Origin of the sequence: Erythrobacter sp. WG, from assembly GCF_026586795.1 — a bacterium.
Lineage (GTDB): Bacteria > Pseudomonadota > Alphaproteobacteria > Sphingomonadales > Sphingomonadaceae > Erythrobacter.
Genome location: NZ_JAPFGY010000012.1, coordinates 40248 through 63395, shown reverse-complemented (window position 1 = coordinate 63395; position 23148 = coordinate 40248). Strand labels below are relative to the sequence as shown.

21 protein-coding genes are annotated in these 23148 nt (G+C 69.0%); 7 read left to right on the top strand and 14 right to left on the bottom strand.

Annotation, left to right across the window (positions count from 1 at the left end; translation table 11 throughout):
* Positions 1-30 precede the first annotated feature (30 nt).
* The 5 genes from OPU67_RS08175 to OPU67_RS08155 all read right to left on the bottom strand — a co-directional run bounded on the left by OPU67_RS08175 (position 31) and on the right by OPU67_RS08155 (position 6558).
* Positions 31-747: a haloacid dehalogenase type II gene (locus OPU67_RS08175; RefSeq protein ID WP_267619045.1), complete on the bottom strand. Its 717-nt coding sequence runs from the start codon at positions 745-747 to the stop codon at positions 31-33.
* Positions 744-3008 carry a penicillin acylase family protein gene (locus tag OPU67_RS08170; RefSeq protein WP_267619044.1) on the bottom strand — a complete coding sequence of 755 codons (2265 nt, stop codon included), beginning with the start codon at positions 3006-3008 and terminating at the stop codon, positions 744-746. Before OPU67_RS08170 ends, OPU67_RS08175 begins: the two co-directional genes overlap by 4 nt.
* A 129-nt stretch (positions 3009-3137) precedes the next feature.
* Complete coding sequence (locus OPU67_RS08165) at positions 3138-4112, bottom strand: TorF family putative porin (protein ID WP_267619043.1); 975 nt, start codon at positions 4110-4112, stop codon at positions 3138-3140.
* Positions 4113-4423: 311 nt separating this feature from the next.
* Positions 4424-5425, bottom strand: a complete 1002-nt coding sequence (locus OPU67_RS08160) for a DUF6733 family protein (RefSeq protein ID WP_267619042.1) — start codon at positions 5423-5425, stop codon at positions 4424-4426.
* Between the two features lie 338 nt (positions 5426-5763).
* Positions 5764-6558 (bottom strand): SDR family oxidoreductase, encoded by a 795-nt coding sequence (locus OPU67_RS08155; protein ID WP_267619041.1) that lies wholly within the window; start codon positions 6556-6558, stop codon positions 5764-5766.
* Positions 6559-6702: 144 nt separating this feature from the next.
* Here OPU67_RS08155 and OPU67_RS08150 point away from each other — a divergent pair, with 144 nt between their 5' ends.
* The 6 genes from OPU67_RS08150 (at position 6703) to OPU67_RS08125 (ending at position 11458) form a co-directional block, all read left to right on the top strand.
* On the top strand, positions 6703-7746 hold the full coding sequence (locus tag OPU67_RS08150; protein WP_267619040.1) for a phytase: 1044 nt from the start codon (positions 6703-6705) through the stop codon (positions 7744-7746).
* A 10-nt stretch (positions 7747-7756) separates the two neighbouring features.
* The gene (locus OPU67_RS08145) at positions 7757-9121 is read left to right on the top strand and encodes an alkaline phosphatase PhoX (RefSeq protein ID WP_267619039.1); all 1365 of its coding nucleotides are present in this window, start codon (positions 7757-7759) and stop codon (positions 9119-9121) included.
* 14 nt (positions 9122-9135) lie between these two features.
* Entirely contained in the window at positions 9136-9699 is a 564-nt protein-coding gene (locus OPU67_RS08140) for a hypothetical protein (protein ID WP_267619038.1), read from the top strand.
* Between the two features lie 123 nt (positions 9700-9822).
* The gene (locus tag OPU67_RS08135) at positions 9823-10305 is read left to right on the top strand and encodes a Dps family protein (protein WP_267619037.1); all 483 of its coding nucleotides are present in this window, start codon (positions 9823-9825) and stop codon (positions 10303-10305) included.
* A gap of 55 nt (positions 10306-10360) precedes the next feature.
* The gene (locus tag OPU67_RS08130) at positions 10361-10975 is read left to right on the top strand and encodes a 6-phosphogluconolactonase (protein WP_267619036.1); all 615 of its coding nucleotides are present in this window, start codon (positions 10361-10363) and stop codon (positions 10973-10975) included.
* A gap of 9 nt (positions 10976-10984) precedes the next feature.
* Entirely contained in the window at positions 10985-11458 is a 474-nt protein-coding gene (locus OPU67_RS08125; protein ID WP_267619035.1) for an NUDIX hydrolase, read from the top strand.
* Positions 11459-11591: 133 nt separating this feature from the next.
* Here the strand turns inward: OPU67_RS08125 and dinB are convergent, their stop codons facing one another.
* The gene (gene dinB / locus OPU67_RS08120) at positions 11592-12728 is read right to left on the bottom strand and encodes a DNA polymerase IV (protein WP_267619034.1); all 1137 of its coding nucleotides are present in this window, start codon (positions 12726-12728) and stop codon (positions 11592-11594) included.
* 128 nt (positions 12729-12856) lie between these two features.
* On the opposite strand from dinB, the gene OPU67_RS08115 reads away from it, so the two are divergent.
* The gene (locus OPU67_RS08115; protein ID WP_267619033.1) at positions 12857-14110 is read left to right on the top strand and encodes a multidrug effflux MFS transporter; all 1254 of its coding nucleotides are present in this window, start codon (positions 12857-12859) and stop codon (positions 14108-14110) included.
* Here OPU67_RS08115 and OPU67_RS08110 read toward each other — a convergent pair.
* The 8 genes from OPU67_RS08110 to crtY all read right to left on the bottom strand — a co-directional run bounded on the left by OPU67_RS08110 (position 14107) and on the right by crtY (position 23048).
* On the bottom strand, positions 14107-15660 hold the full coding sequence (locus OPU67_RS08110; RefSeq protein WP_267619032.1) for an acyl-CoA carboxylase subunit beta: 1554 nt from the start codon (positions 15658-15660) through the stop codon (positions 14107-14109). The genes OPU67_RS08115 and OPU67_RS08110 overlap by 4 nt on opposite strands.
* Before the next feature lie 118 nt (positions 15661-15778).
* A complete protein-coding gene (locus tag OPU67_RS08105; RefSeq protein WP_267619031.1) occupies positions 15779-17641 on the bottom strand; it encodes an acetyl/propionyl/methylcrotonyl-CoA carboxylase subunit alpha in 1863 nt (620 codons plus the stop codon).
* The gene (locus tag OPU67_RS08100; RefSeq protein WP_267619030.1) at positions 17638-18126 is read right to left on the bottom strand and encodes a hypothetical protein; all 489 of its coding nucleotides are present in this window, start codon (positions 18124-18126) and stop codon (positions 17638-17640) included. Before OPU67_RS08100 ends, OPU67_RS08105 begins: the two co-directional genes overlap by 4 nt.
* Before the next feature lie 94 nt (positions 18127-18220).
* The gene (locus tag OPU67_RS08095) at positions 18221-19171 is read right to left on the bottom strand and encodes a phytoene/squalene synthase family protein (RefSeq protein WP_267619029.1); all 951 of its coding nucleotides are present in this window, start codon (positions 19169-19171) and stop codon (positions 18221-18223) included.
* An 8-nt stretch (positions 19172-19179) separates the two neighbouring features.
* Positions 19180-19761 (bottom strand): TIGR00730 family Rossman fold protein, encoded by a 582-nt coding sequence (locus OPU67_RS08090; protein WP_267619028.1) that lies wholly within the window; start codon positions 19759-19761, stop codon positions 19180-19182.
* Entirely contained in the window at positions 19758-20183 is a 426-nt protein-coding gene (locus OPU67_RS08085; RefSeq protein ID WP_267619027.1) for an endonuclease domain-containing protein, read from the bottom strand. Before OPU67_RS08085 ends, OPU67_RS08090 begins: the two co-directional genes overlap by 4 nt.
* A 58-nt stretch (positions 20184-20241) precedes the next feature.
* Entirely contained in the window at positions 20242-21804 is a 1563-nt protein-coding gene (locus OPU67_RS08080; RefSeq protein WP_267619026.1) for a phytoene desaturase, read from the bottom strand.
* On the bottom strand, positions 21801-23048 hold the full coding sequence (crtY, locus tag OPU67_RS08075) for a lycopene beta-cyclase CrtY (RefSeq protein ID WP_267619025.1): 1248 nt from the start codon (positions 23046-23048) through the stop codon (positions 21801-21803). The genes OPU67_RS08080 and crtY overlap by 4 nt, the downstream gene beginning before the upstream one ends.
* Positions 23049-23148 lie beyond the last annotated feature (100 nt).

Below are 23148 nucleotides of genomic sequence, written 5' to 3'. Positions count from 1 at the left end.
TGACCGCCTCGTCCCGGCGGCGGCCTCAGCTCAGCAGCCGAGCTGGTCTGCGAGGTCGGTGAGGCTCGTCGCCGACCAGTCCCATGCCTGCCTGTGATGCGCGTCGGGCGCCGGGGCGCCGCCATATTCGTGCGGGCGCGCGACATGGGCGGCAAGTAGCCCCGAGGCGCGCGCGGCGGCGAGATCGCTGTGGTGCGCGGCGACGAGGCACAGCGCGCCCGGCTCCATTTGCAGCAGTTCGGCGGTGGCGAGATAAGCGCGGGGATCGGGCTTGTAGACCCCGCTCACCTCCGCGCCGAGGATCGCGTCCCACGGCAGGCCCGCGCGGCGGGCCATGTTCATCAGCAGCGCGACGTTGCCGTTCGACAGGGTGACGATCGGAAAGCGCACCTTGAGCCGGGTCAGGCCCTCGACCGCGTCGGGCCAGGGATCGAGCCGGTGCCAGGCGCGGGTCCACTCGGCGAGCAGCGTCTCCTTGCACGCAGCCGGATCGATGCCCCAATCGCGAAGGGCCGTCTCGAGCATCTCGCGGTGGAGCACATCGAGCGGCACGAAGGCGCGGCCCGATGCTCTCATCCCTGCCATCGCCGCGAGGTATTGCGCGCGCCACGCGTCGGCGAAGGCGGCAGGATCGCGTGCGCCGAGGCCCACCTCGGCGAGGAAGCCGGCCGATTGCCGAGCGATGCCGGTGCGCCAATCGACCACCGTGCCGAATACGTCGAAGGCGAGCGCCTGCGGCAGGGTCACTCCGCGATGCGCCGGGTCTTGCCGATCGCCTGCGCCCTGATCTCGGCCGGGGTGAAGGGCAGGCGCGCCCAGCGCTTCTCGGCATAGGCGCGGGTCTGGTCGGCGTGGTGGGGCGAGGCGGGATCGGTGGACTGCGAATAGCTGAGGATCGCGTCCGCCACCGGCCCCTTCGCATCGAAGCCGACCACCTGGATGTAGCTCGTCCCGTGGCGCGGGGCGAGGCCGGCGGGGGCGGGCAGCGATTCCATCACGTTGAGCACGCCCGCCGCGCCGGGGCCGCCGTGGACCGGTATCGCCGCGTTGCCGGACATGAAGCGCTGCACCTCGCCCCACGGGGCGCCCAGCGCGATCCCGGCCTTGTCCAATTCCTCCACCGCCTCGCCGAGCGCGGCGAGCAGCTTGTCGCCCACCTTGCCTGTGGCAAGGTCGCGGGGGGTGTTGACCGGATCGGCGGGGTCGAAGGGTATGCTCCACAGGCCCGGCACCCGCGCCGCGCGGCTCCAGAAGGCGCGGAACAGCGCCGCGCCGCGGCTTGCGTTCTCGAAGCGGCGATCCCACCCGGTGAGCGCCGCGCACCCGCGCGCCGCCGGGCTTCCCGCCGCAGCCCCGCCGCACAGCGCCAGCAGCGGCTCCACCGCCATGTCGGCGGCGAGGCTCTTGTTGGCGAAGGCGAGCGCTTCGGCCCGTGCATGGTCGAGCTTGCCCCCGCCGAGCGCTGCGGGGGTCTCGAGAAAGTTAGACCGCGTGCGCAAGGACAGCGGCGTGCCCCACGCGCCCAGCACCGGCGACAAGCGCGGGTGCGGCATGGCGGGGTTGCTGATCCAGTAGCTGTCATTGGAGTTGGTGAGCCAGCTCCTCACGGTGGTCGCCGCCTGGTCGCTCGCGGGCATCAGGCCGGGTGCGGGCGTGCCGGGGGCATTGTCCCAGTCGCAGGCCGATTTGCTCCCGTCGAGCAGCACCGCAAGCTCGGCGAACAGGCCCGAGAGCGGCGTCGCGCAGGCCTTGGCCTTGTCGGCCGATACGTTCGGGACGGCGGTGACGTCGGCATGGAGCGCGTCGCCGTAGCGGTCGGCGGCGATGGTGTTGACCCAGGGAATGCCGAGCGTCTCGCTCACCGCCGTCTTCACCTCGCCCACGTTCTTCGCCGTGCCGATGCGCAGCCATGCCTCCAGCCCGCGCTGGTTGCCGCGGTTCGCGTCCTTGAGGGCGAAAGCGGTCTGCGCGCTCCAGGCGATGCCGCGCGCAGGCACGGTGAAGACCGGGCCGAAGCGGGTGGTGTAGAGCGTGCGGGTGACCGGCGCGGCGCCATCGGGCATCGGCACGGTGACGGTCACCGGGGTCATCGCCTCGCTCTGCCCGTCGATCATGTAGCGGGTCGGATCGGCCGGATCGAGCGCGAGCTGGAACAGCGTGAAGTGCCGCGCGGCGGTGACGGTGTGGGTCCAGGCGACGTCCTTGTTGAAGCCCAGCGTCACGATCGGCGTGCCGGCGATGCCGACGCCCATCGCGTTGTAGCCGTCGGGGCCGGTGATATGCATCTGCCAGAAGCGGCTCGGGCCCTTCCACGGGAAGTGCGGGTTGCCGATCACCATGCCGCGCCCGTTCGCGGTCGCATCGCCGCCGAACGCCCAGCCGTTGCTGCCGACGCCGAGTTCCCTGGGATCGGGCAGGGTGAGGGACACCTTGGGCGCCGCCTTGCCCGGGGGCGCGGCGTTGGCGATGGGGGCGGCGAGGTTGAGCGAACTTGCCAGCAGGATCTGCTTCTCGTTCAGCCGCAGGAAATCGTCGGCCGTGATCGGGCGCACCCAGGGCTTGCCCCGGCATTCGGCGGGGAGGCCGGCATCGCCCTTGTCCCTCAGGAAGCGGTTGTAGCCCGCGACATAGCCTTCGACGAGCTGCTGCACGCGCGCGGGCTGCTTCGGTATCCCTGCGCGCAGGGCCGCAAGATCCACCACGGCGCGGAAGAACACGTCCGAGGAGAGGTTGTCGACCGTGTCGAAGCCGAGCGTCGCCGTGCCTTCGGGGCCCCAGAAGCGCGAGCGTTCGCCCGCGACCGTGGCGAATTCCTCGGCAAGCATGCAGACATTGTCCTCGGCATAGGCATAGGCGACGCCGTAGCCGACGCCGCGCCAGTCCTTTGCCTGGATATGGGGGATGCCGTAGGTGGTGCGGGTGATGCTCGCCGCATAGCGCGGGGCGGCCGCCGCCCCCGCCGCTGCCATAAGAGCCAGCGCGGCGGTGGCCGCCGCGAGTGTTGCCATGCGCATGATCGTCCCTCTCCCTTCGCCCCCTTTCGGGTGTGCGAAGCGAAACCTATCGGTGCGCGGGGCAAATGAAAAGGGGCGCCCCGCCGGCTGGCGGAGCGCCCCTCCCGATGGATCGGGTGCCGATCAGAACGCAGCGGTGACCGAGAAGACCACCGTGGCGCCCGCGATCGAATCCCCGTCGAGCGCCGCGAAGTTGGGCAGCAGGTAGGCGCTTTGCGCCCGGCTGATGTCGGTATCGACATAGGCCAGCGAGAAGGTGAGGTGCTCGATCGGGGTGACGTCGACCCCGAGCAGCCAGTCGAAATAGGTGCCGGTCGGGGCCACGCTGGTGCCGTTGGGACCGAGGCCCGGGTTGCCGTCCGAATAGCCGATATGCGCTTTGAGGCTCACCGGCGTGTCGGTGATGGCATAGACCGCATCGCCGGTGAGGTAGAGGTTGGGCTCGGTATCGCCGGGCTTGCGCGGCCGGCCGGCGACGAAGCGCGCGCCGGTCGGGTAGACGTTGCCGAGCGCTTCCTGCGGCGGCGCATAGGCGACGCCGGCGGTCAGCGAGACCGGTCCGACAGCGCCCGAGAGCTTCGCGTAGATCTCGGCAAAGTCGGTGGTCGCCGCGCCGCCCGGGTACATGTACCACACGAGGCCGACGTCGGCGGTGCCCTGCCCGACCGGGAACTTGAAGCCGCCGATCAGGTCGAGCTCGAGATTGGGGCCGCCGAAGGTGCCCCAGCCGGCGAGGTTCGAGGCCCACAGGCCGACATAGGCGCCGCTGGTGTGCGAGACGGTGAGGCCGCCCTGCACGGCAAAGCCGTTGTCGCTCTGCGAGACCCCGCGGAAGCGGTAGTCGGTGGTGATCGTCGCCGAACCGGAGACGGTGAAGGCGGGCTCCGCGTCCTCTGCGCGGGCGGCCTTGTCGTAATCGATCGGCGGGATCGCGCGGATGAGCGGCGCTGCGGCGGTATCCTCCGCGCCGTCGGCGGGGTTCGCCGTGGCATCGACCGGGCCGGGAATCGCGGCGTCTGTCTCGGCCGCGAGAGCGGGAGTGGCAAGGCAGGTGGCGAGCGCGGCGACCGAGAGGGCCGGGGCGAGACGAATGAACATAAGGAACGCTCCATGAAGAGGTTTGGATCGTTCCACCTGCGCGGCGTGCAGGATTTCTTCTCCGATAGAATCGGGTCCCCGTCACGTCGGGCCGCAAGATCATCCAGCTCTGCTGCGCGCACAAAGTGAATGTGGAAGCGCTGCAAATTATCATCTTGTTGCGTGACATTGCTGCAACACGTCGCAGATAGATATATTTGATTTTGCGTAGGCGTCTGTCGCCCCGCCGCAGTCCGCCTCATGCCCATGCAAAAGGGCGCTGCCGCCGATGTCCGGCGACAGCGCCCCTTCAGCGCCGCAGGGTCAGTGGGTCAGAACGACAATCCGACCGCGAGCTTGTAGAAATCGCCCCGGTTGCCGCCCGCGCCGCCACCTTCCTCGACGCCGCCGGTGAAGCGGGCGAAGAAGCCGTTCTTGGCGGAGAACTGCACATAGGGTCCGAACCACTGGTAGACGTTCGGGGCGCGCGCGCGCGGCAGGTCGACGCGGGTGTTGGCGAGGAACTCTATGTGTCCGCCGGCCGAGAAGTTCTTCGAGAACTTGTAGCCCGCGTTGATCCAGGTGTGCAGGAAGTCGAGCGCCCCGACGTTCTCGGAGCGGTTGCGCAGCGCGGCGTAGTAGCCGGCGTAGAACTCGCCCTCGAACTTGTCGTCGCTGTAGTTGACGGTGAGGCTGGGCACGATGCCGTCGAAGGTGTTGCCGCCATTGAGGGTGGTGGTGGTGTTGCGCGGCCCGCGGCCGAGATTGCCGCGCGACAGCAGCGCGCCGTTGGTGATGCCGACCTGCGGCTTGATCTGGAGCTTGCCGTCGGCGGCATAGAAGTTCGCACCGATGCCGAACTCGGTCCACAGGTCAGAGCCGAAGCCGGTCGCGCTCGAGAAGTCCGAGGTCGTCCACATGATGCCGTAGAAGCTGAAATCGACCTTCTCGCTCACCGGGATGAGGCCGTTGAAGGTGGGGTAGAAGCCGAAGAAGCTGTCCTGGTTGAGCACCACGGAGAACCGCTCGTCGCGCGCTGGCGGTGCGCCCTGCGCCGCTGCCGCAGCGGCCACCGCGACGACGCTCGACACGCCGATATCGACAGCGCCCGCTCCGTTGCCGACCGGAATCGCCGCAGTGCTGGCGGCTGCGGCGGGGCTGGTCAGGTCGAGAGTGGCGATATCGCCCCCGGTGCTCTTGCCCGCACCCGTCACCACGATGTTGGTGGCCGCAGCATCGATCGCGGCGCTTTGCGGTCCCTGTGCGAGCGCGGGGGCCGACAGGGCACATCCCAGGGTCAGCGCCGGAGCGGCGAAAGCAAAACGAATGGTCATATGGAACGCTCCTGAAAGAGAGGTGGGATCGTTCCGCCTGCGTGCTGTGCCCGGCCGTTCTATTGTTTCCGCTGCGCCTGTTGCATAGCAACAAAAGCCAATAGACGAACGGGAACATCGCACAATTCCCAATGTTTGTGCGCGCACCTCATTGTTTCATTGGTGTTGCACGCGGGAGACAAATGCAACTATTGCATATTTACTTTCATCAAGGGTATGAACCTTAGAATATTCTTAGATACAGAAGTCGGAATTCCGAGGTCCGGGCGCACCCCGGGGCGGTGCCGGCACCGCCCTGGCGCGTGATCGCGCCAGCTATGTCCGCCCATCGGCGTGCGCTATTTCGGCGGCATCCGGATCGCCCCGTCCAGCCGGAACTGGTGTCCGTTGATGTAGCTGTTGCGCGCGATCTCGAGCACCAGCGAGGCGAACTCCTCGGGCTCGCCGAGGCGCTTGGGGAAGGGCACGCTGGCGTTCAATTGCGCCCACATGGCGGGATTGCGGTCCTTCATTCCCAGCATCAGCGGGGTGGCGAAGATCCCCGGCATCACCGAATTGACCCGGATGCCGAGGTCCATCAGATCGCGCGCCATCGGCAGGACGAGGCCGTTCACCCCGGCCTTGCAGCTGCCATAGATCACCTGCCCGATCTGCCCGTCCTGCGCCGCGACGCTGGCGGTGAGGATGATGCAGCCCCGCTCGCCATCGTCATTGACCGGATCGGCGTTGGCCATGCCCAGCGCCGAGATGCTCGCCACCCGGTAGCTTGCGATGAGAATGCCCTCGGCTCCGAAGGCATAGTCCTCGGTGGAAAGGCGCTTGTAGGCGCCGGCCTCCTTGTCCCAGCCGACCGTCTTGCCGCGGCGCGACGCCATCGCGCAGTGGAGCGTCACGCGCTCCTGCCCGTGCGCGGCGCGCGCGGCGGCGAAACCTGCCTCGACGCTGGCCTCGTCCATGATGTCGACATGGTGGAAGGTCCCGCCGATGTCGCGCGCGTGCGCCTCGCCCGCTTCGTCGTTGATGTCGAAGATTGCGACCTTCATGCCCGCTGCCGCGAAGGCCGCCGCGCTCGCCTTGCCGAGCCCGCTTGCCCCGCCGGTGACCACCGCCGCCATGCCCGCCTCGATCCGCATCGCCCGTTCCTCTCCCTGTTGGTCCTTGCCGCAAGGCTAGGCGCATCGCGCGCGCGGTGCCAGCCGTCCGATGCGGCGTGTCGTCTTTCTGTCATGCGCCATGCCTAGGCGGCGGCGACGCAACTCCACGGGGGCCCGTTACACATGATTCGATCCCTTCGCGGCCTCGCGCCCGTCGCGCTCGGGCTGACCGCCGCCTGCGCCACGGTGCCGGCGATCACCGGCGATCCGGCCGTGACCGTCACCGCCGTCGCCGAGACCCCGCCGGTCGGCACCGCGCGCGAGGATGCCGCCGATGACCCGGCGATCTGGCGCAATCCGGCCGATCCCGCCGCCAGCCTCATCGTCGGCACCGACAAGAAGGGCGGGCTCTACGTCTACGATCTGAAGGGCGCGCAGAAGAGCTTCCTCGCCGGGCCCGGCCTCAACAATGTCGATCTTGTCGACCTTGCCGATGGCCGCGTGCTGGTGGTGGCAAGCGACCGCAGCGACCTTGCGATGGTGCGGCTGTTCATCGCCCTCCTTGACCCGGCCACGGGCACGCTGAGCGAGGCGGGCAGGATCGCAGTCGGCCCGGGTGAGGGCTACGGCATCTGCCTCGTCAAGCCTGCGGGAAGTGACGGCGTGATCGCCTTCAGCGCGCCCAAGGAGGGTATCATCTATCGGACCCGCATCCTTGAGGCCGATGGCGCATTCGATGCCAGCGGCCAGACCACCGTGCTCGCCAAGGTGCCGACCCAGGTCGAAGGCTGCGTCGCCGACCCGCGCACGGGCACGCTCTACATCGGCGAGGAGGACGCCGGGATCTGGGCGATCGACATGACCAGCGGCGCCAAGCGCATGGTGGCGCGCGTCGACAACAAGATGCTGGTCGCCGATGTCGAGGGCCTTGCGCTCGCGCCCGAGGGCGCCGACGGCGGCTACCTCGTCGCCTCCTCGCAAGGGGACAACGCCTATGCGCTGTTCCGCCTGCCGGGCATGACGCCGGTCGGCCGCTTCCGCATCGCTGCGGGCACCTTCGGCAGTGTCGAGGAGACCGACGGGATCGAGCTCGACAACCGCGCCTTCGGCCCCGATTTTCCCGGCGGCCTGTTCATCGCCCAGGACGGGATGAACGCCCCGCGCGCGCAGAACTTCAAATTCGTGCGCTGGGACGAGGTGCTGGCGGCGCTCGGCGAAGGTCGTTAGAGGCGCAGGCATGATCCAGCGCTTCCCCACGCCCGACCGCCGCCGTTTCCTCGGCGCCACCGCCTCCGCCTTTGCCGGGCTCGCCGCCAGTGGCTGCATGACCTCGGGCGAGGGCCGCCTTGCCCGCGCGCCGGCGAAGCCGGGCAGCTTCGCCGGATACGGCCCCTTGCGGCCCGATCCGGCCGGGCTGATCGACCTGCCCGAGGGCTTCACCTACCGCGTCCTCTCGCGCCTCGGCGACCGGATGGACGACGGCGGCACCGTGCCCGACCGCGCCGACGGGATGGGCTGCTTCGACCTCGGCAGGGGCGAGCTGGCGCTGGTGCGCAACCACGAGCTCCAGCCGCAGCACGACGCGGGCGGGCCGATTGCCAAGGGCTTCGGAAGGAAGGACGGCGTCTTAGTGCCCGGCGGCACCACCACCATCGTCCTCGACGCGGCGAGCCTTGCGGTGAAGCGCCAGTTCCGCAGCCTTGGGGGCACGATCCGCAACTGTTCGGGCGGAGTCACCCCGTGGGGCAGCTGGCTGAGCTGCGAGGAGGCGCCGACCGGCCCCGGCCAGCGCTACGGCGAGGGGCTCGAGCAGAACCACGGCTGGGTCTTCGAGGTTCCGGCGAGCGCGCGCGGCCTCGTCGATCCGGTGCCTCTGAAGGCGATGGGCCGCTTCAACCATGAAGCCGCCTGCGTCGATCCGGCTACCGGCATCGTCTACATGACCGAGGACCGCGACGATTCGGTGCTCTACCGCTTCCTCCCCCGCACCCCCGGCAAGCTGGCCGAGGGCGGGCGGTTGCAGGCGATGGTGATCGAGGGGCTGGCGGACACCCGCAACTGGACCTCTCCCGCCATGCCGGTGGGCAAGCCCTACCGGGTCTCGTGGATCGATTGCGACGATGTCGAAGCCCCGCAGGACGATCTGCGCCTGCGCGCCGCGGCCAAGGGCGCGGCGCTGGTGGCGCGGGGCGAGGGGCTCCACATGGGGATCAAGCGCGGGCAGGCCGAGGTCTATGCCTGCTGCACCAGCGGCGGGGCAAAGCAGCTCGGCCAGATCTTCAGGCTTTCCCCCGGGGTGGCCGGCAAGCCCGACACCATCGAGCTGTTCTTCGAGAGCGAGAGCACCGAGCAGTTCAACTTCGGCGACAACCTCACCGTCGCCCCCAGCGGCCACCTGATCGTGTGCGAGGACCAGTACACCGAGGTGAAGGAGAACCATATCCGCGGCATCACCCCGGACGGGCGCGCCTACACCCTCGCGCTGCTGAAGGCGCAGACGGAGCTGGCCGGCGGGTGTTTCTCGCCCGACGGCAAGTGGCTGTTCGTCAACGTCTATTCGCCCGCCATGACGCTGGCGATCACCGGGCCCTGGACGGCCTGAGGCCGGGCACGCGGGTGGACGGCTTCCTGCTCGCCTTCCTGCTTGTCCTCGCGCTGGCGAGCGGCGGGCGCGATCAGTGGATGGTGGCGCATTGGGCCGATGCGCTGGGGCGCAGCGGGGCGCTGCTTGTGGTGGCGATCCTCTCTGCCTGCCTTGCCGCTGCCGCGATGGCCTGGGCGGGCGCCGCTTTCGCCGCGCTGCTGCCGGGCCGGGCGCGGCAGATGCTCGTCGCCTTCGCGCTCGTGGCGGCGGCGGTGGAGCTCGCCTGGCCCCTCGCGCCAAGGCCCCCGCGCGAGCCGACGCGGTCGCTGTTCCCGGTGCTGATCGTCCTCCTCGCCCGCCAGATCGGCGACGGCGCGCGCTTCGGCATCGTCGCGCTTGCTGCATGGAGCGGTGCGCCGGTCGCAGCGGGACTGGGCGGGGCGCTCGGCGGGGCAGGGGCGGTGACGGTCGGCTGGGCGCTCGGCGCCGGGGGGCTCGCCCGCTGGCCTCTGCGCCCCCTGCGCCGCGTGCTCGCCGCGTTGCTGCTGGTGGCGGGCCTCTTCGTCGGGCTCGACGCGCGCTTTGCGCCCGTCTGATCGCCGCCGCCGATCACGGACAGCATGATTTTTGCGACCCCAACCCATGTTCGTGCGGCCCGCAAACCACGATATATCGGCGAATCAAGAACCCTCTCAACAACCCCCTGACGGAGACCTGTAATGGCAGACACCAAGGACAATTCGAAGGCCGCGCTGATCGACGAGCTCAACGGCCTGCTTGCCGATCACTTCGCGCTCTACATCAAGACCAAGAACTTCCACTGGCACGTCATCGGTCGCCACTTCCGCGACCTGCACCTGCTGTTCGACGAGCAGGCGGACCAGATCCAGGGCCAGATCGACGTGATCGGCGAGCGCGTGCGCAAGCAGGGCGGCGATACGCTGACCTCGGTCGGCTCGGTGTCGAAGCACAGCCAGATCAAGGACCAGGACAGCACCGCGCTGAAGGCCGAGGACATGATCAACGAGCTGCGCGACGACAACGTCAAGGTCATCACTCGCCTCAAGAAGCTCAAGGAACTCGCCGAGGAAGCGGGCGACAACGCCACCGACGGTCTGCTCGACGACTGGACCGACTTCGCCGAAGAGCGCGTGTGGATGTTGAGCTCGTTCCTGAACGAGCGTCACGTCGACGCACAGTGATCTCGCGCGGGCCGCTCCCGTTGCCGGGAGCGGCCCGTTTGCTATGCACGAGGCCATGGCCGACATCACGATCATCGAGGGCGCGGGCGTCGATGCCATCGCCGATTGGCTCGCGGGGCGCCTGGTTGCTCCGGGCGCCGTGACCATCCCGGGCGGATCGACCCCGTTCCCCATCCTCTCGGCGCTGATCGCCACCGGCGAGGTGGAGTGGATCGGCCGCGCGGTCTGGCCGAACGATGACCGCATCGTGCCCGAGGATCATGAGGCCTCGAACACGGGGAAGATCCGCGCGCTGCTTGCGCCCGAGGGCGCCGATGTGGTCGCGCTCGCCGAGGATGCCGATCCGCCGCATTTCGCGCTCACCTGGCTCGGCATGGGACCGGACGGGCACATCGCCTCGCTGTTCCCCAACACCGATCCGCAGATCGGCGATGCCCGGGCGGTGCGCCGCCTGACCCCCGATCCCTTGCCCGCCCATGCGCCCTTCGACCGCATCACGCTGACCATCCCCGCGCTCGTCGATACCGATGCGCTGCTGTTCACGCTCGGCGGGGCGGCGGACAAGCGCGCGGTGTTCGAGGCGGCGGTAAGGGGCGCAAACGACCTGCCGGTCGCACGCCTGATGAAGGCCGCCCGCGCGCGCGGCATTCCGGTCACCGCCTTCGCCTGAGCCGAGCCGATGCCGAACCTGCTGCCCGCATCGCTCCACCGCGCGCTGCTGCCGCTCGCCGCGCGGCTGCGCCATCGCTGGCGGGGCTGGCGCAAGGCGCCGATCGCCGGGGTCAGCGTGATCGTCACCAACCTCAGCGGCGATGTGCTGCTGCTCAAGCATTCCTACGGCCCGCCGGTCTGGGCGCTGCCCGGCGGCGGATTGAAACGCGGCGAGGACCCGCTCGAATGCGCGCGGCGCGAGATACGCGAGGAACTGGGCATCGATCTTGCCCGGATGGAGCGCGTCGCGGTGATCGAGGAGGTGCTGTCGGGCTCCCCCCACACCGCGCACATCTTCGCCGGCGTGTGCGACCGCCAGCCGCGCCCCGACGGCCGCGAGGTGGTGGAAGCACGCTTCTTCCCGCCGCATTCGCTGCCCGAGCCGCTCGGCCGCCACACCCGCACCCGCATCGCCGCGTGGCGGGGGCGGGGGGTGGGCTGAGCTGAGCCTCGTCCGTCTGGCTTGCAGGCACGGCACCGCATCCCGTTCGCCTCGAGCGAAGTCGAGAGGCCCCCTTGCACAAGGTGTCTCGACTTCGCTCGACACGAACGGGTTGATGAGGGCCTCGGGCCAGCTACAGCAGCCGCAGCTGCGCCTCGTCCCTTGCCGGTCGCTCCGCCTCCACACCCTCCAGCGCCGACAGGGTGAGGCCCATCAGCCGGATCGGCTTGGGCAAGGGCAGCTCCGCCTCCAGCAAGCCCCGGGCGATTCGGCCGAATTCCGCCTTGCCGCTGACGTAGCGGTCGAGCGAGGCGGCCCGCGTGATGATCCGGAAATCGGTGAACTTGAGCTTGAGCGTCACCGTCCGCCCGCGGACCGGCGGGCCATTGGCCCCGGCGGCCTCGATCCGCTCCCAGACGATGTCGATGATGGTCTCGAGCGTGTCGCGCAAGGCGGCGCCGCTGCCGATGTCCTCGGAGAAGGTGCGTTCTCCGCCCACCGATTTCCTGATCCGGTGCGCGCGCACGGGCCTGAGGTCAATGCCCCGCGCCGCGCGGTAGAGATAATCGCCCATGCTGCCGAAGTGCTGGCGCAGGAAGGCGATGTCCTTCGCCGCGAGATCCGCGCCTGTGGCGATGCCCAGCGCCTGCATCCGCGCCTCGGCGCGCGGGCCGACCCCGTGGAAGCGGCGCACCGGCAGCCCGGCGACGAAGCCCGCGCCCTCGCCGGGGCGGATCACGCACAGGCCATCGGGCTTGTTCTGGTCGCTGGCGAGCTTGGCGAGGAACTTGTTGTAGCTCACCCCCGCGCTCGCGGTCAGCCGCGTCTTGGCGCGGATTTCCTGCCGGATTAGCTCGGCGATGCGCGTCGCACTGCCGATGCCGAGGCGGTCGTCGGTGACGTCGAGATAGGCCTCGTCGAGGCTCAGCGGCTCGATCACGCTCGTGTAGTGTTCGAACACCCGGCGAATCTGGCGGCTGGCTTCCTTGTAGGCATCGAAGCGGCTCTTCACGAAGATGAGGTCGGGGCACAGCCGCCTGGCGGTGACCGAGGGCATGGCGCTCCGCACCCCGAATTTGCGCGCCTCGTAGCTCGCGGCGGCGACGACCCCGCGCCCGCCCGCCCCGCCGACCGCCACCGGCTTGCCCCGAAGCTCCGGATTGTCGCGCTGCTCGACGCTCGCGAAGAAGGCGTCCATGTCGACATGGATGATCTTCCTGAGACCGAAGGCGGCCTCTTCATCGTCCTCGGGCGGCGCGGCGCTTGCCATGGCGCACGAATAGAACCTTGGGGCGCACGAAGGAACCTTTTGCTGGAACGATCCGGCCCGCGCACCATATTGTGCAGATGCGAAATGAACTTTTGTCATCGGGTGAGCGCGCGGGCAAGGGCACCGTGATGGTCAGCTCCCCCGCCTCTGTCACGCCCGGACGCCCCGCCGCGCGCAAGCCGCTCGGCGAGCGCGAGCTGATGTGGATGATGGCGATGCTGATGGCATTGAATGCCTTCGGTATCGATGCCGTGCTGCCCGCGCTCGAGCAGGTCGGCAGCGATCTGGGCGCGGCGGGCAACCAGCGCCAGCTGATCGTCGGCGTGTATCTGTTTGCGGGCGGGATCGGTTCGCTGGTGCCCGGCGCCTTCGCCGACCGCTACGGGCGGCGCCCGGTGCTGTTCGTGGCGCTGGCGGTCTATGTCGTCCTGTCGCTGATCTGCGCGGTGGTGCAGGATTACTGGACGCTCGTCGCCCTGCGCGGCTTCCAGGGCTTCTTCGCCGCAGGGATCATCGCGCTTCCCCCGGCGATCATCCGCGACCGGGTGGGCGGGGACCGCATGGCGCGGCTGATGAGCCTCATCTTCGTGATCTTCATGGTCGTCCCCGCCATCGCCCCCAGCATCGGGCAGGCGATCCTGCTCGTGCTGGGCGACTGGCGCTTCATCTTCGTCGGCATGGCGGCGGCGGGCGTGGCGATGACCGGCTGGATCTACGCCCGCCTGCCCGAGACCCTGCACGAGGAGGACCGCCACCCGATCCGCCTCGCGCCGCTGGCGCGGGACATGGGCAGCGCGCTCGCCTCGCGGGCGACGGCGGGCTACGTGTTCGGCGGAGCGCTGGTGTTCGGCGCGCTGTTCGGTTTCATCAATTCCGCCCAGCAACTGATCGGCGAGGCCTTCGGCGCGGGCGAGCGCTTCCCGCTGATCTTCGCGCTGTGCGCGGTGGCGATGGCGATTGCCAACTGGTCGAATTCGCGGATCGTCGAGCGCTTCGGCGCCCGGCGGGTGAGCCACAGCGCGATCCTCGCCTTCATCCTCGTGGCGGCGGCGCAGCTCTACTACGCCTGGCAGCCGGACGAGAGCCTCGCTGTCTTCGTTCCGCTGATGGCGGCCAACATGAGCCTTCTGGGCTTCATCGGGGCGAACTTCGGCTCGATCGCGATGCAGCCTTTCCGCCACATCGCGGGCGCGGCGAGCTCGGCGCAGAGCTTCGCGCGCGGCGGGATCGGGGCGGCGCTGGGGGCGGGGATCGGCTTTGCCTATGACGGCACCGCTCGGCCTCTGGCGGCGGCGCTGCTGTTCTCGGCGCTCGCGTGCCTCGCGCTGGTGCTCTATTCCGAGCGCGGGCGCCTGTTCGGCCCGCCGGTGGCGGAGGACTAGGTCTCCGCCCCCAGCCTGCGCCACGCCAGCCCCGCGAACTCGCACAGCAGGGGCCGTGTGTCGCGCGGGTCGATAATGTCCTCGACGTTGAAGCGTTCGGCCGAGCGGAAGGGCGAGGTGACCCTGGCGAGGCGGGCGCGAATCTCTTCCAGCAGCGCGGCGGGATCGTCCGAGGCTTCCAGCTCGGCCTTGTAGGCGACCTCCAGCCCGCCCGCGATCGGCAGGCTCCCCCAGTCGCCGCTCGGCCAGCAATAGCGGTATTGATACCGGTCGGCATTGCTCATGGCGCTCCCCGCGATGCCATAGGCGCGGCGGAGCACCACGCTCGCGAGTGGCACGGTGGCGCGGTAGATCGCGTTCATCGCATTGACGCCGTAGCGGATCGTGCCCGCCATCTCCGCCTCGCGCCCGATCATGAAACCGGGGTTGTCGACGAGGTGGACGATCGGCAGGCGAAACTGGTCGGCGAGGCGCACGAAGCGCTCGACCTTCTCGCTGGTTTTCGCCTCCCACGAGCCGCCGAGATAGCTGGGATCGCTGGCGATGACGAACACCGGCCAGCCGTCGAGCCGCGCCAATGCGGTGATCGCCGCGCGGCCCCAGTGGCGGCCGATCTCGAACACGGTGCCGGCATCGAACACCATGTCGAGACAGCGGCGCATCGAGTAGACCTGCTTCTCCTCGCGCGGGACGAGGGAGAGCAGCGCCTCCTCGCGCCGGTCCGCAGGATCATCGCAAGCCGTGCGCGGCGCGGGCTGGCCGACATATTCGGGCATGAAGCCGAGGAAATGCCGCGCGCGGGCGAAGGCTTCGGCCTCGCTGGCGACTTCGTCATCCACCACGCCGTTACGGGTGTGGATCGCGCTGCCGCCGAGCGCTTCCTTCGCCTCCTCGTGGTTGGCGGCATCGCCCCGGTAGGCATCGCCGAGGCCGTCGACCACCGCCGGGCCCGCTGCGAAGATCTGCGAGAGGCCCTTCACCATGATCGAATAGTGGCTCGCCACCGTCCGCGCCGCGCCGAGGCCCGCTGTCGGCCCCAGCGCCAGCGCGACCACCGGCACCGTGTCGAGATTGGTCACCACATCGCCCCAGCCGGGCACGGCGGGGATATAGGTCGCTCCGATCTGTTCGAGCGTTTTCACGCTGCCGCCGCCCCCGGTGCCGTCGATCATGCGGATGATCGGGAGCTTGAGCTGGTGCGCCATCATCTCGGCCTGCACCATCTTGCGCGAAATCCCCGCATCCGCCGCGCCGCCGCGGATGGTGAAATCATCAGCCGTGGCGACCACCGGACGGCCATTGATGAGGGCCTTGCCGAACAGGAAGGGGGCGGGGGTGACGTGCGCAAGGTCGCCATTGGCGTCATATTTGGCGCTGCCCGCAATCTTGCCGATCTCCCGGAAGGAGCCTTCGTCGCACAAGGCGGCGAGCCGCGCGCGGGCGTCCATCTTCCCGCGAGAGTGCTGCCGCGCAACCTTGTCGGCGCCGCCCATCTCTTCGGCGAGCGCCTCGCGGGCGCGCAATTCTTCGAGTTCCTTGGCCCAGTTCATCAACCCTCCCCCACTGGGGGAGGGGGACCATGCACAGAATGGTGGAGGGGCGAGCGAGGGTGCGGCGTGGCCCGCCCCTCCACCACCTTCGGTGGTCCCCCTCCCCTGAAGGGGAGGATCATTCGGGCACCACCCGGCAGAGCACCGCTTCGACCTGCACCTGCCCGCCGGCGCTGACGGCCAGCCCCTCGACCCTGCCATCGAAAGGCGCGGCAAGGGCGTGCTCCATCTTCATCGCCTCGAGCACCATGAGCCGCTGCCCGGCGGTGACCGACTGACCCTCGGCGACATCGACCGCGATGACCTTGCCCGGCATCGGCGCGATGATCGCACCGTCGGCGGCGGAGGCCTGGCCGGTGCCACGCGCCGCGAAGGGGCGCAGCGCGAAGGTCTCGCCTGCCTCGTTCAGCCACACGGTCTCGCCATCGTCGTATTGCAGAACCCCGGCAGGGGGCCGCGCGGCGTCGCCCGTCACGACCGCGTTGCCGAGCATCATCGCGACCTCGCTCCGGGCAGGCGCGTTGAGGCGGAAGCCCGGCGTTCTCACCGCAGCATCAGCGGTCTCCCGGTGCAGCATCGCCTGTGCTGCCTGATCGCGCGCGGCCTGCGACGGCGACACGGCATCGGCCCATTCCGGATTGCGCCCAATCAGACCGGTATCGAGCCGGGCCGCCATGAACTCTTCCGACCGCAGCGCGCGCAGCAGGAACGGTGCGTTGGTCCTGACCGGGAAGACGAGCTGCTCGCTGAGGCAATCCTCCATGCGCCAGATCGCCTGTTCGCGGCTCTCGGCATGGGTGACAATCTTGGCGATCATGGGATCGTAGAAGGGCGAGATCGCATCGCCCTGCGCGACGCCGGTCTCGATCCGGGCATACCCGTCGTCGATGGCAAACATCTCGAGCGTGCCGGTGCTCGGCAGGAAGCCCTTCGCCGGGTCCTCGGCATAGAGCCGCGCTTCGATGGCGTGGCCATTGATCGCGAGGTCTTCCTGCTTCTGCGGGATCGCCTCGCCGCTCGCCACGCGCAACTGCCACTCCACCAGATCGACCCCGGTGATCTCCTCGGTGACAGGATGTTCGACCTGAAGGCGGGTGTTCATCTCCATGAAGAAGATGCGGTCGGCGCGCAGGCCTTCGCTCGCGTCGGCGATGAATTCGATCGTGCCTGCGCCCTCGTAATCGACCGCCTTGGCGGCGCGCACGGCGGCGGCGCAGATCGCTTCACGGGTGGCCGCGTCCATGCCTGGAGCGGGGGCTTCCTCGATCACCTTCTGGTGGCGGCGCTGGAGCGAGCAGTCGCGCTCGAACAGGTGGACGACATTGCCATGGGCATCGCCGAACACCTGCACCTCGATATGGCGGGGCGAGGTGATCCACTTTTCGAGCAGCACTTCGTCATTGCCGAAGGAGGCCCTGGCCTCGCGGCGGCAGCTTTCGAGCGCGGCGGCGAAATCGGCGGGGGCATCGACCTTGCGCATCCCCTTGCCGCCGCCACCCGCGACGGCCTTGATGAGGACGGGGTAGCCGATCGCTTCGGCCTCCTTGGTCAGCCGCTCGACCGACTGGTCCGAGCCGTCATAGCCCGGCGTCACCGGCACGCCGGCTGCGCGCATCAACTGCTTGGCCGCGTCCTTCAGGCCCATCGCGCGGATGCTGGCGGGCTTTGGGCCGACCCAGATCAGCCCTGCGTCGATCACCGCCTGCGCGAAGTCGGCGTTCTCCGAGAGGAAGCCGTAGCCCGGATGGATCGCATCCGCGCCCGTCTGCTTTGCCGCCGCGATGATCTTGGCACCGACAAGATAGCTTTCGGCAGCGGGCGAGGGGCCGATATGCACCGCCTCGTCGGCGGAGCGCACATGCAGCGCCTTGGCATCGGCATCGGAATAGACCGCGACGGTCGCGATCCCCATCGCGCGCGCCGTGCGCATGATCCGGCAGGCGATCTCGCCGCGGTTGGCGATCAGGAGCTTGGTGATCATTGCGCAGGAACCTCCGGCGCGCCGAGTGCCTCGCATTGGTCGGGCGGGACCATGGAAAAGCTGGTGTTGGCGACCTTCCAGCCACTTTCGCCCCGCACGAGGCTCAGCGAATTGACCCCGCAATGCGTGGTCCTGCCGCCCGCGATAAAGCGGTAGGGGCCCCACACCTGCGCCATGTCGCCATCGACCAGCACTCTATCGTACCGCATCCGCTCGTCGACATCGGGTGCGGATGTGAGCCAGTTGCGCAGGTGATCGGCGACCGGCACGAAGATGATCTTCGGCGCGGCCGGGTTCATGCGGTGGTGAATGGTAATCAGGCCCTGCGGGTCCATCTCGCGGGCGAGCGCGGCCTTGTCGTCGCTGCGCAGGGCGACGAAGAAGCCGTCGACCGCAGCGATGACGGCGGCGTGCTCGGGCGAGGGCGCGGCGGCGAGCGGCGCTGCTGCCGTGAGGGCGAGGGCGGTAAGCGTGAAGGTCTTCATGGGCGCTGGTTAGCCCCGCCCCCCGTTCGTGTCGAGCGCAGTCGAGACACCTCGAGCGGCCTCTCGACTTCGCTCGAGGCGAACGGAGACGGGCTCAGCGTGGCCGGTAATCCGCAATCCCCCAGTCGATCCCGCCCTCGGGCATCTTCTCGCGGTTGAGCACTGCCGAGAGGAAGGCGCGCACCCCATAGAGCGCCTTCTCCGCGCGCGGCACGTAGGTGCGGGAGTTCCACGCCTCGGGCCCGCGCGCGCGGACCTTCCTGCCTATCGCGCCGTAGATGCGCGCGGCGGAGAGCACCGCCCAGCGGCTGCGGAAGGGGAGCTTCGCCGCGCCCACCCGCGCCGCCGCCTCGTGCTTCTCGACGAGGGCGACGAGCCGCGCGGCCATTTCGGCGAGTTCCTGCCGGTGGTGCGGCTTGGTATGCTGGCCGGGCTCGATATCCTGCTCGACCAGCCATTCGATCGGCAGATAGCAGCGCCCCGCCGCGTCATCCTCGACGATGTCGCGCGCGATGTTGGAGAGCTGGAAGGCGAGGCCGAGGTCGTTGGCGCGGTCGAGCGTCTCCTGGTCTTGCGGAGAGACGCCCATCACCACCGCCATCATCACGCCCACCGCGCCCGCGACATGGTAGCAGTAGCGCAGCATGTCGCCTTCCGTGCGCGGGCGCCAGTCCTCGGCGTCCAATTGGAAGCCGGCGATCACGTCCTCGGCCATCTGCGGGGTGAGGCCGACTTCTGCCGCCACCACGCCCAATGCGTCGAAGGCCGGGTCGCCGGTCGGCTCGCCCGCGAAGGCCAGCGCAGTCAGGCGGCGGATCAGGGCGAGGCGCTCGGTGAGGTCCGACTGGTCGCCCAATTCGCCGCCCATGTCCTGATTGTCGGCAATGTCGTCCGCCCGGCGGCACCAGGCGTAGAGCAACCAGGCGCGCTCGCGGGTCTCCTTGTCGAACAGCCGGGCGGCCGCCGAGAAGCTCTGCGACCCCTTCTTGATCGACAGGCGCGCGTGCTCGACCAGCGCTGCGCGGGTGTTGGCATCGACCGCCATCAGGGTGCCTAGAGCTCCTCGGCCTTCATGCGGAAGATCGGGGTGTGGGGCTGATAGGCCTGCATCTTGGCGAGCAGATCGGTGATCGTGTCTGCGGCGATCAGGATGTTCTGATGCGCGGGCCGCACGAAGCCGACCTTGGCCATGGTCGCGTAGAAGGCGAGCAGATCGTCGTAGAAGCCGAAGGCGTTGAGCAGGCCGACGGGCTTGGTGTGATAGCCCAGCTGCGCCCAGCTGATCGCCTCCCACAGCTCGTCCATCGTGCCCACCCCGCCGGGGATGGTGACGAAGCCATCGGAGAGGTCGGTGAAACGCTGCTTCCTCTCGTGCATCCCGCTGACGGTGACGAGTTCATCGCACTCATGGTTGGCGACTTCGGCCTTGACCAGCGCTTCGGGGATGATGCCGATGACATGGCCGCCTGCTTCCTTGGCCCCCTTGGCGACCGCGCCCATGAGGCCAAGCTTGCCTCCGCCATAGACGAGCCCGATGCCTCGGCGGGCAAGCTCCGCGCCGACATCATAGGCGAGCTGGACGTAACGCGGATCCTCGGGCGAGGCCGAGCCGCAATAGACGGCGAGGCGTTTCACGACCGATCCTCCCCGGCACGGGGAGGGGGACCATGCGAAGCATGGTGGAGGGGCACCACCAGTTTCTCAATTCGTTCGTCACAAATCACGACAATCCGCCTAACGACAGCTTCCACGTTTTCGAGCACCCTTTGTGCCGGGATACGCGTTGTCGCAATCCCCTGAGAGCGCAAAAAATGGGACCGGTCTCGATCCTGTTGTGCGCGCGCCGGATTGTCGTGCACCCAGCCATCCACCTCGATATCGAGCCGCGCCTTGGCACAGTAGAAATCGAGCACGAACAGGCCTGCCGGGTGCTGCCGCCTGAACTTGTGGCCCCCGGGCCGCTTGCGCAATTCCCGCCAGAGGATCGTTTCGGGCAGCGACATCTCGCTGCGTAGCTTGCGCGCACGCTTCACCGTGTCGCGCGGGCCGGAAATCACGCGGGGTGCCCCTCCACCATGCTGCGCATGGTCCCCCTCCCCGTTCCGGGGAGGCCCCTCATGCGCCCACCTTCGCCAGGTCCTCCAGCATCAGGCCGGCCGTCGCCTTCGCGCTCCCCACCACGCCCGGGATGCCCGCGCCCGGGTGGGTGCCGGCGCCGACGAGGTAGTAGTTGTCGATCACGTCGTCGCGGTTGTGGCCGCGCAGCCAGGCGCTCTGCCACAGCACGGGCTCCAAGCTGAAGGCGCTGCCCATGTGGGCGTTCAGATCGGCCTTGAAGTCCTTGGGAGCATAGCTGAACTTGGTGACGATGCGGCTGTGGATGTCGGGGATCAGGCGGCGGCCCAATTCGTCGAGGATCATCTTTTCGAGGCGCGGGCCGACCTCGTCCCAGTCGAGCGGCATCTTGCCCATGTGGCTGACGGGGACGAGCGCGTAGAAGGTGCTCTTGCCCGCCGGCGCCATGCTGGGATCGCTGACGGTCGGGTGGTGGAGGTAGATCGCGAAATCCTCCGGCACCACGCCGTTCTTGTAGATGTCGTCGAGCAGGCCCTTGTAACGCTTGGCGAACAGGATCATGTGGTGCGGGATGCCGGGCCAAGTGCCCTCCAGCCCGAAATGCACCACGAAGAGGCTTGGCGAGAAGCTCTTGCGGTTCAGCGACTTCGCCATGCTGCGCCCGCGCTCGGAACCCGACAGCAGGTCCTTGTAGGAATGCATGATGTCCGCGTTCGAGGCGACCGCGTCGAAGCGCTGGCGGAAGCCGCTCTTCGTCTCGACCTCGGTCGCGCGGGTGCCCAATGTGTGGACCTGCACCACCGGATCGCCGATGCGGATCGTGCCGCCCAGCCGCTCGAAGTGGCGCACCATCCCCGCGACCAGCCGGTTGGTGCCGCCGCGCGCCCACCACACGCCGCCGTCCTTCTCCAGCTTGTGGATCAGGGCGTAGATCGAGGAGGTGTTCATCGGGTTGCCGCCGACCAGCAGCGTGTGGAAGCTCAAAGCCTCGCGCAGCTTCTCGTTCTCGACATAGCTTGCGACCATGCCGTACACGCTCCGCCACGCCTGCTCCTTGATCAGCGCGGGCGCGGCCTTGAGCATCGATTTGAAGTCGAGGAAGGGCTTGGTGCCGAGCTTCAGGTAGCCTTCCTTGTAGACGCGCTCCGAATATTCGAGGAAGCGCGCATAGCCCGCGACGTCCGCCGGGTTCAGCTTGGCGATCTCGGCGTTCAATTGCGCCTCGTCGTTCGAATAGTCGAAATTGGTGCCGTCGGGCCAGTTGAGGCGGTAGAATGGCATGACCTTCATCAGCTCGACATCCTCGGCGATGTCGTGGCCGGTCAACTGCCACAGCTCCTGAAGGCAGGCGGGATCGGTGATGACCGTGGGGCCGGCATCGAAGGTGAAACCGTCGCGCTCCCAGAAATAGGCGCGCCCGCCCGGCTTGTCGCGGCTCTCGATGACCGTCGTCGCGATGCCCGCCGATTGCAGCCGGATCGCGAGCGCGAGCCCGCCGAAGCCCGAGCCGATGACGCAGGCGGTGCGGCCGTCGTAGCGTGCGGCGAGGGCAGGGTTCACGCCCTTCGCCCCTGAAAGGTTGAGCTTCGCATCGGCGTTCATGCCGGGGTCTCCGTGTTCAATGGCTTGCCTGAAGAAAACAGCGCGCGGATGGCGCGCGGGATAGCTACGGGCGGCTTGCCCGTGAGGATGCGCAGCCGATCGGGCCAGGTCGATCGGCCTGCGTAGAAGCGTTCGACCAGCGCGCCGCGCAGGGCGTAGAAATGCTCGAACACCACCACGCGCTTGCCGGGCTCCGCCGCCTCGAACAGCATCCGGCTGAGCATCCGGTAATAGGCGGTGCTGCGCCAGTGGCGCTTGGCCCGGCGGCGGCAGAAAGCGGCGAGCTCCTGCCCCGTCACGTCGGGGCGCCGCGCCAGCAGCCGGGCGATGGCGAGCGCGTTCTCGACCGCGAAGGGCAGGGTGTAGCTGGTCAGCGGATGCGAGAAGCCCCCGCGCGCCCCCGCCAGCGCGACGCCGGGGATGCTGACCTCGGCGAGCGCGGCATCGAAGTCCCCGCCCGAGATCACGGGGAGGATGCCCGCCTCCTGGTCGATCACCTCGCCCGTCCACCCATGCGCCTTGGCATAGGCGGCGACCCGGCCCTTGAGCACGCCCGCGTCCATCTTCGGCTGGTCGGCATAGTAGGTGTCCTCGACGAAGACCTCGTCTTGCGAAAGGGGCAGGACATAGACGAAACGGTAGGCTTCGCCGTTGCCGTGGGGGGCGACCTGGTCGACCTCGGCGTCCATGATGACCGGGCGGGTGAGGCCGTGGGGCTTGTCGCAGCGGAAATGCTGGCCGAGGAACACCTGCCACCCCCCGGCGAGCGCCTCGGACGGCTTGAAGGGGCGGCAGTCGATCACCCGCCGCGCCGCGATCCGCGTGCCGTCCGCGAGCGTCACGCCGCCGGCATCGAGCGCCTCGGCCTTCGTCTCCAGCATCACCCGCTCGGCCGGGAGCTCGTCCATGAGCGCGCGGTGGAACTCGGCGCTGGCGAGCGAGCGGTAGGCGGTGGGCAAGGTGCGGGCGAGGCCGGGGAAGGCGATGTCGTAGCCCTCGTCCCAGCCATTGAGGGTAAAGCCCGCCATCAGCGCGCGTGCGCCCGGACGGATGTCGGTCTCGAACCAGCTCCAGCGGTGGTGGCCGCCGAGCGTGCGCCCCGCCTCGATCAGCACGAAGCGGGAGCCCGGCACCTGGCGGTGGAGCGCCAGCGCGATCAGCCCGCCCGCGAGGCCCCCGCCGACGATCACGACGTCCTGCGGGTCCGCATCGCGCGCGCCGGGGGTTGGCGGTGAATCGACCATCGCCCGAAGTCCTAGGCGAGGCGCGCGCGATCGGCAATCGCGCTGCACCGCTATGGGGTGATGGGCGTCTTGCAACATCACGTGCGGGAACCTAAGCGCA

Bases quoted from the DNA above. Each gene is read 5' to 3' on its own strand.
- OPU67_RS08150 (WP_267619040.1), top strand. From the start codon at position 6,703: ATGATTCGATCCCTTCGCGGCCTCGCGCCCGTCGCGCTCGGGCTGACC.
- dinB (WP_267619034.1), bottom strand. From the start codon at position 12,728: ATGGCAAGCGCCGCGCCGCCCGAGGACGATGAAGAGGCCGCCTTCGGT.
- OPU67_RS08145 (WP_267619039.1), top strand. From the start codon at position 7,757: ATGATCCAGCGCTTCCCCACGCCCGACCGCCGCCGTTTCCTCGGCGCC.
- crtY (WP_267619025.1), bottom strand. From the start codon at position 23,048: ATGGTCGATTCACCGCCAACCCCCGGCGCGCGCGATGCGGACCCGCAG.
- OPU67_RS08100 (WP_267619030.1), bottom strand. From the start codon at position 18,126: ATGAAGACCTTCACGCTTACCGCCCTCGCCCTCACGGCAGCAGCGCCG.
- OPU67_RS08155 (WP_267619041.1), bottom strand. From the start codon at position 6,558: ATGCGGATCGAGGCGGGCATGGCGGCGGTGGTCACCGGCGGGGCAAGC.
- OPU67_RS08130 (WP_267619036.1), top strand. From the start codon at position 10,361: ATGGCCGACATCACGATCATCGAGGGCGCGGGCGTCGATGCCATCGCC.
- OPU67_RS08105 (WP_267619031.1), bottom strand. From the start codon at position 17,641: ATGATCACCAAGCTCCTGATCGCCAACCGCGGCGAGATCGCCTGCCGG.
- OPU67_RS08095 (WP_267619029.1), bottom strand. From the start codon at position 19,171: ATGGCGGTCGATGCCAACACCCGCGCAGCGCTGGTCGAGCACGCGCGC.
- OPU67_RS08135 (WP_267619037.1), top strand. From the start codon at position 9,823: ATGGCAGACACCAAGGACAATTCGAAGGCCGCGCTGATCGACGAGCTC.
- OPU67_RS08110 (WP_267619032.1), bottom strand. From the start codon at position 15,660: ATGAACTGGGCCAAGGAACTCGAAGAATTGCGCGCCCGCGAGGCGCTC.
- OPU67_RS08115 (WP_267619033.1), top strand. From the start codon at position 12,857: ATGGTCAGCTCCCCCGCCTCTGTCACGCCCGGACGCCCCGCCGCGCGC.
- OPU67_RS08160 (WP_267619042.1), bottom strand. From the start codon at position 5,425: ATGACCATTCGTTTTGCTTTCGCCGCTCCGGCGCTGACCCTGGGATGT.
- OPU67_RS08125 (WP_267619035.1), top strand. From the start codon at position 10,985: ATGCCGAACCTGCTGCCCGCATCGCTCCACCGCGCGCTGCTGCCGCTC.
- OPU67_RS08170 (WP_267619044.1), bottom strand. From the start codon at position 3,008: ATGGCAACACTCGCGGCGGCCACCGCCGCGCTGGCTCTTATGGCAGCG.
- OPU67_RS08080 (WP_267619026.1), bottom strand. From the start codon at position 21,804: ATGAACGCCGATGCGAAGCTCAACCTTTCAGGGGCGAAGGGCGTGAAC.
- OPU67_RS08165 (WP_267619043.1), bottom strand. From the start codon at position 4,112: ATGTTCATTCGTCTCGCCCCGGCCCTCTCGGTCGCCGCGCTCGCCACC.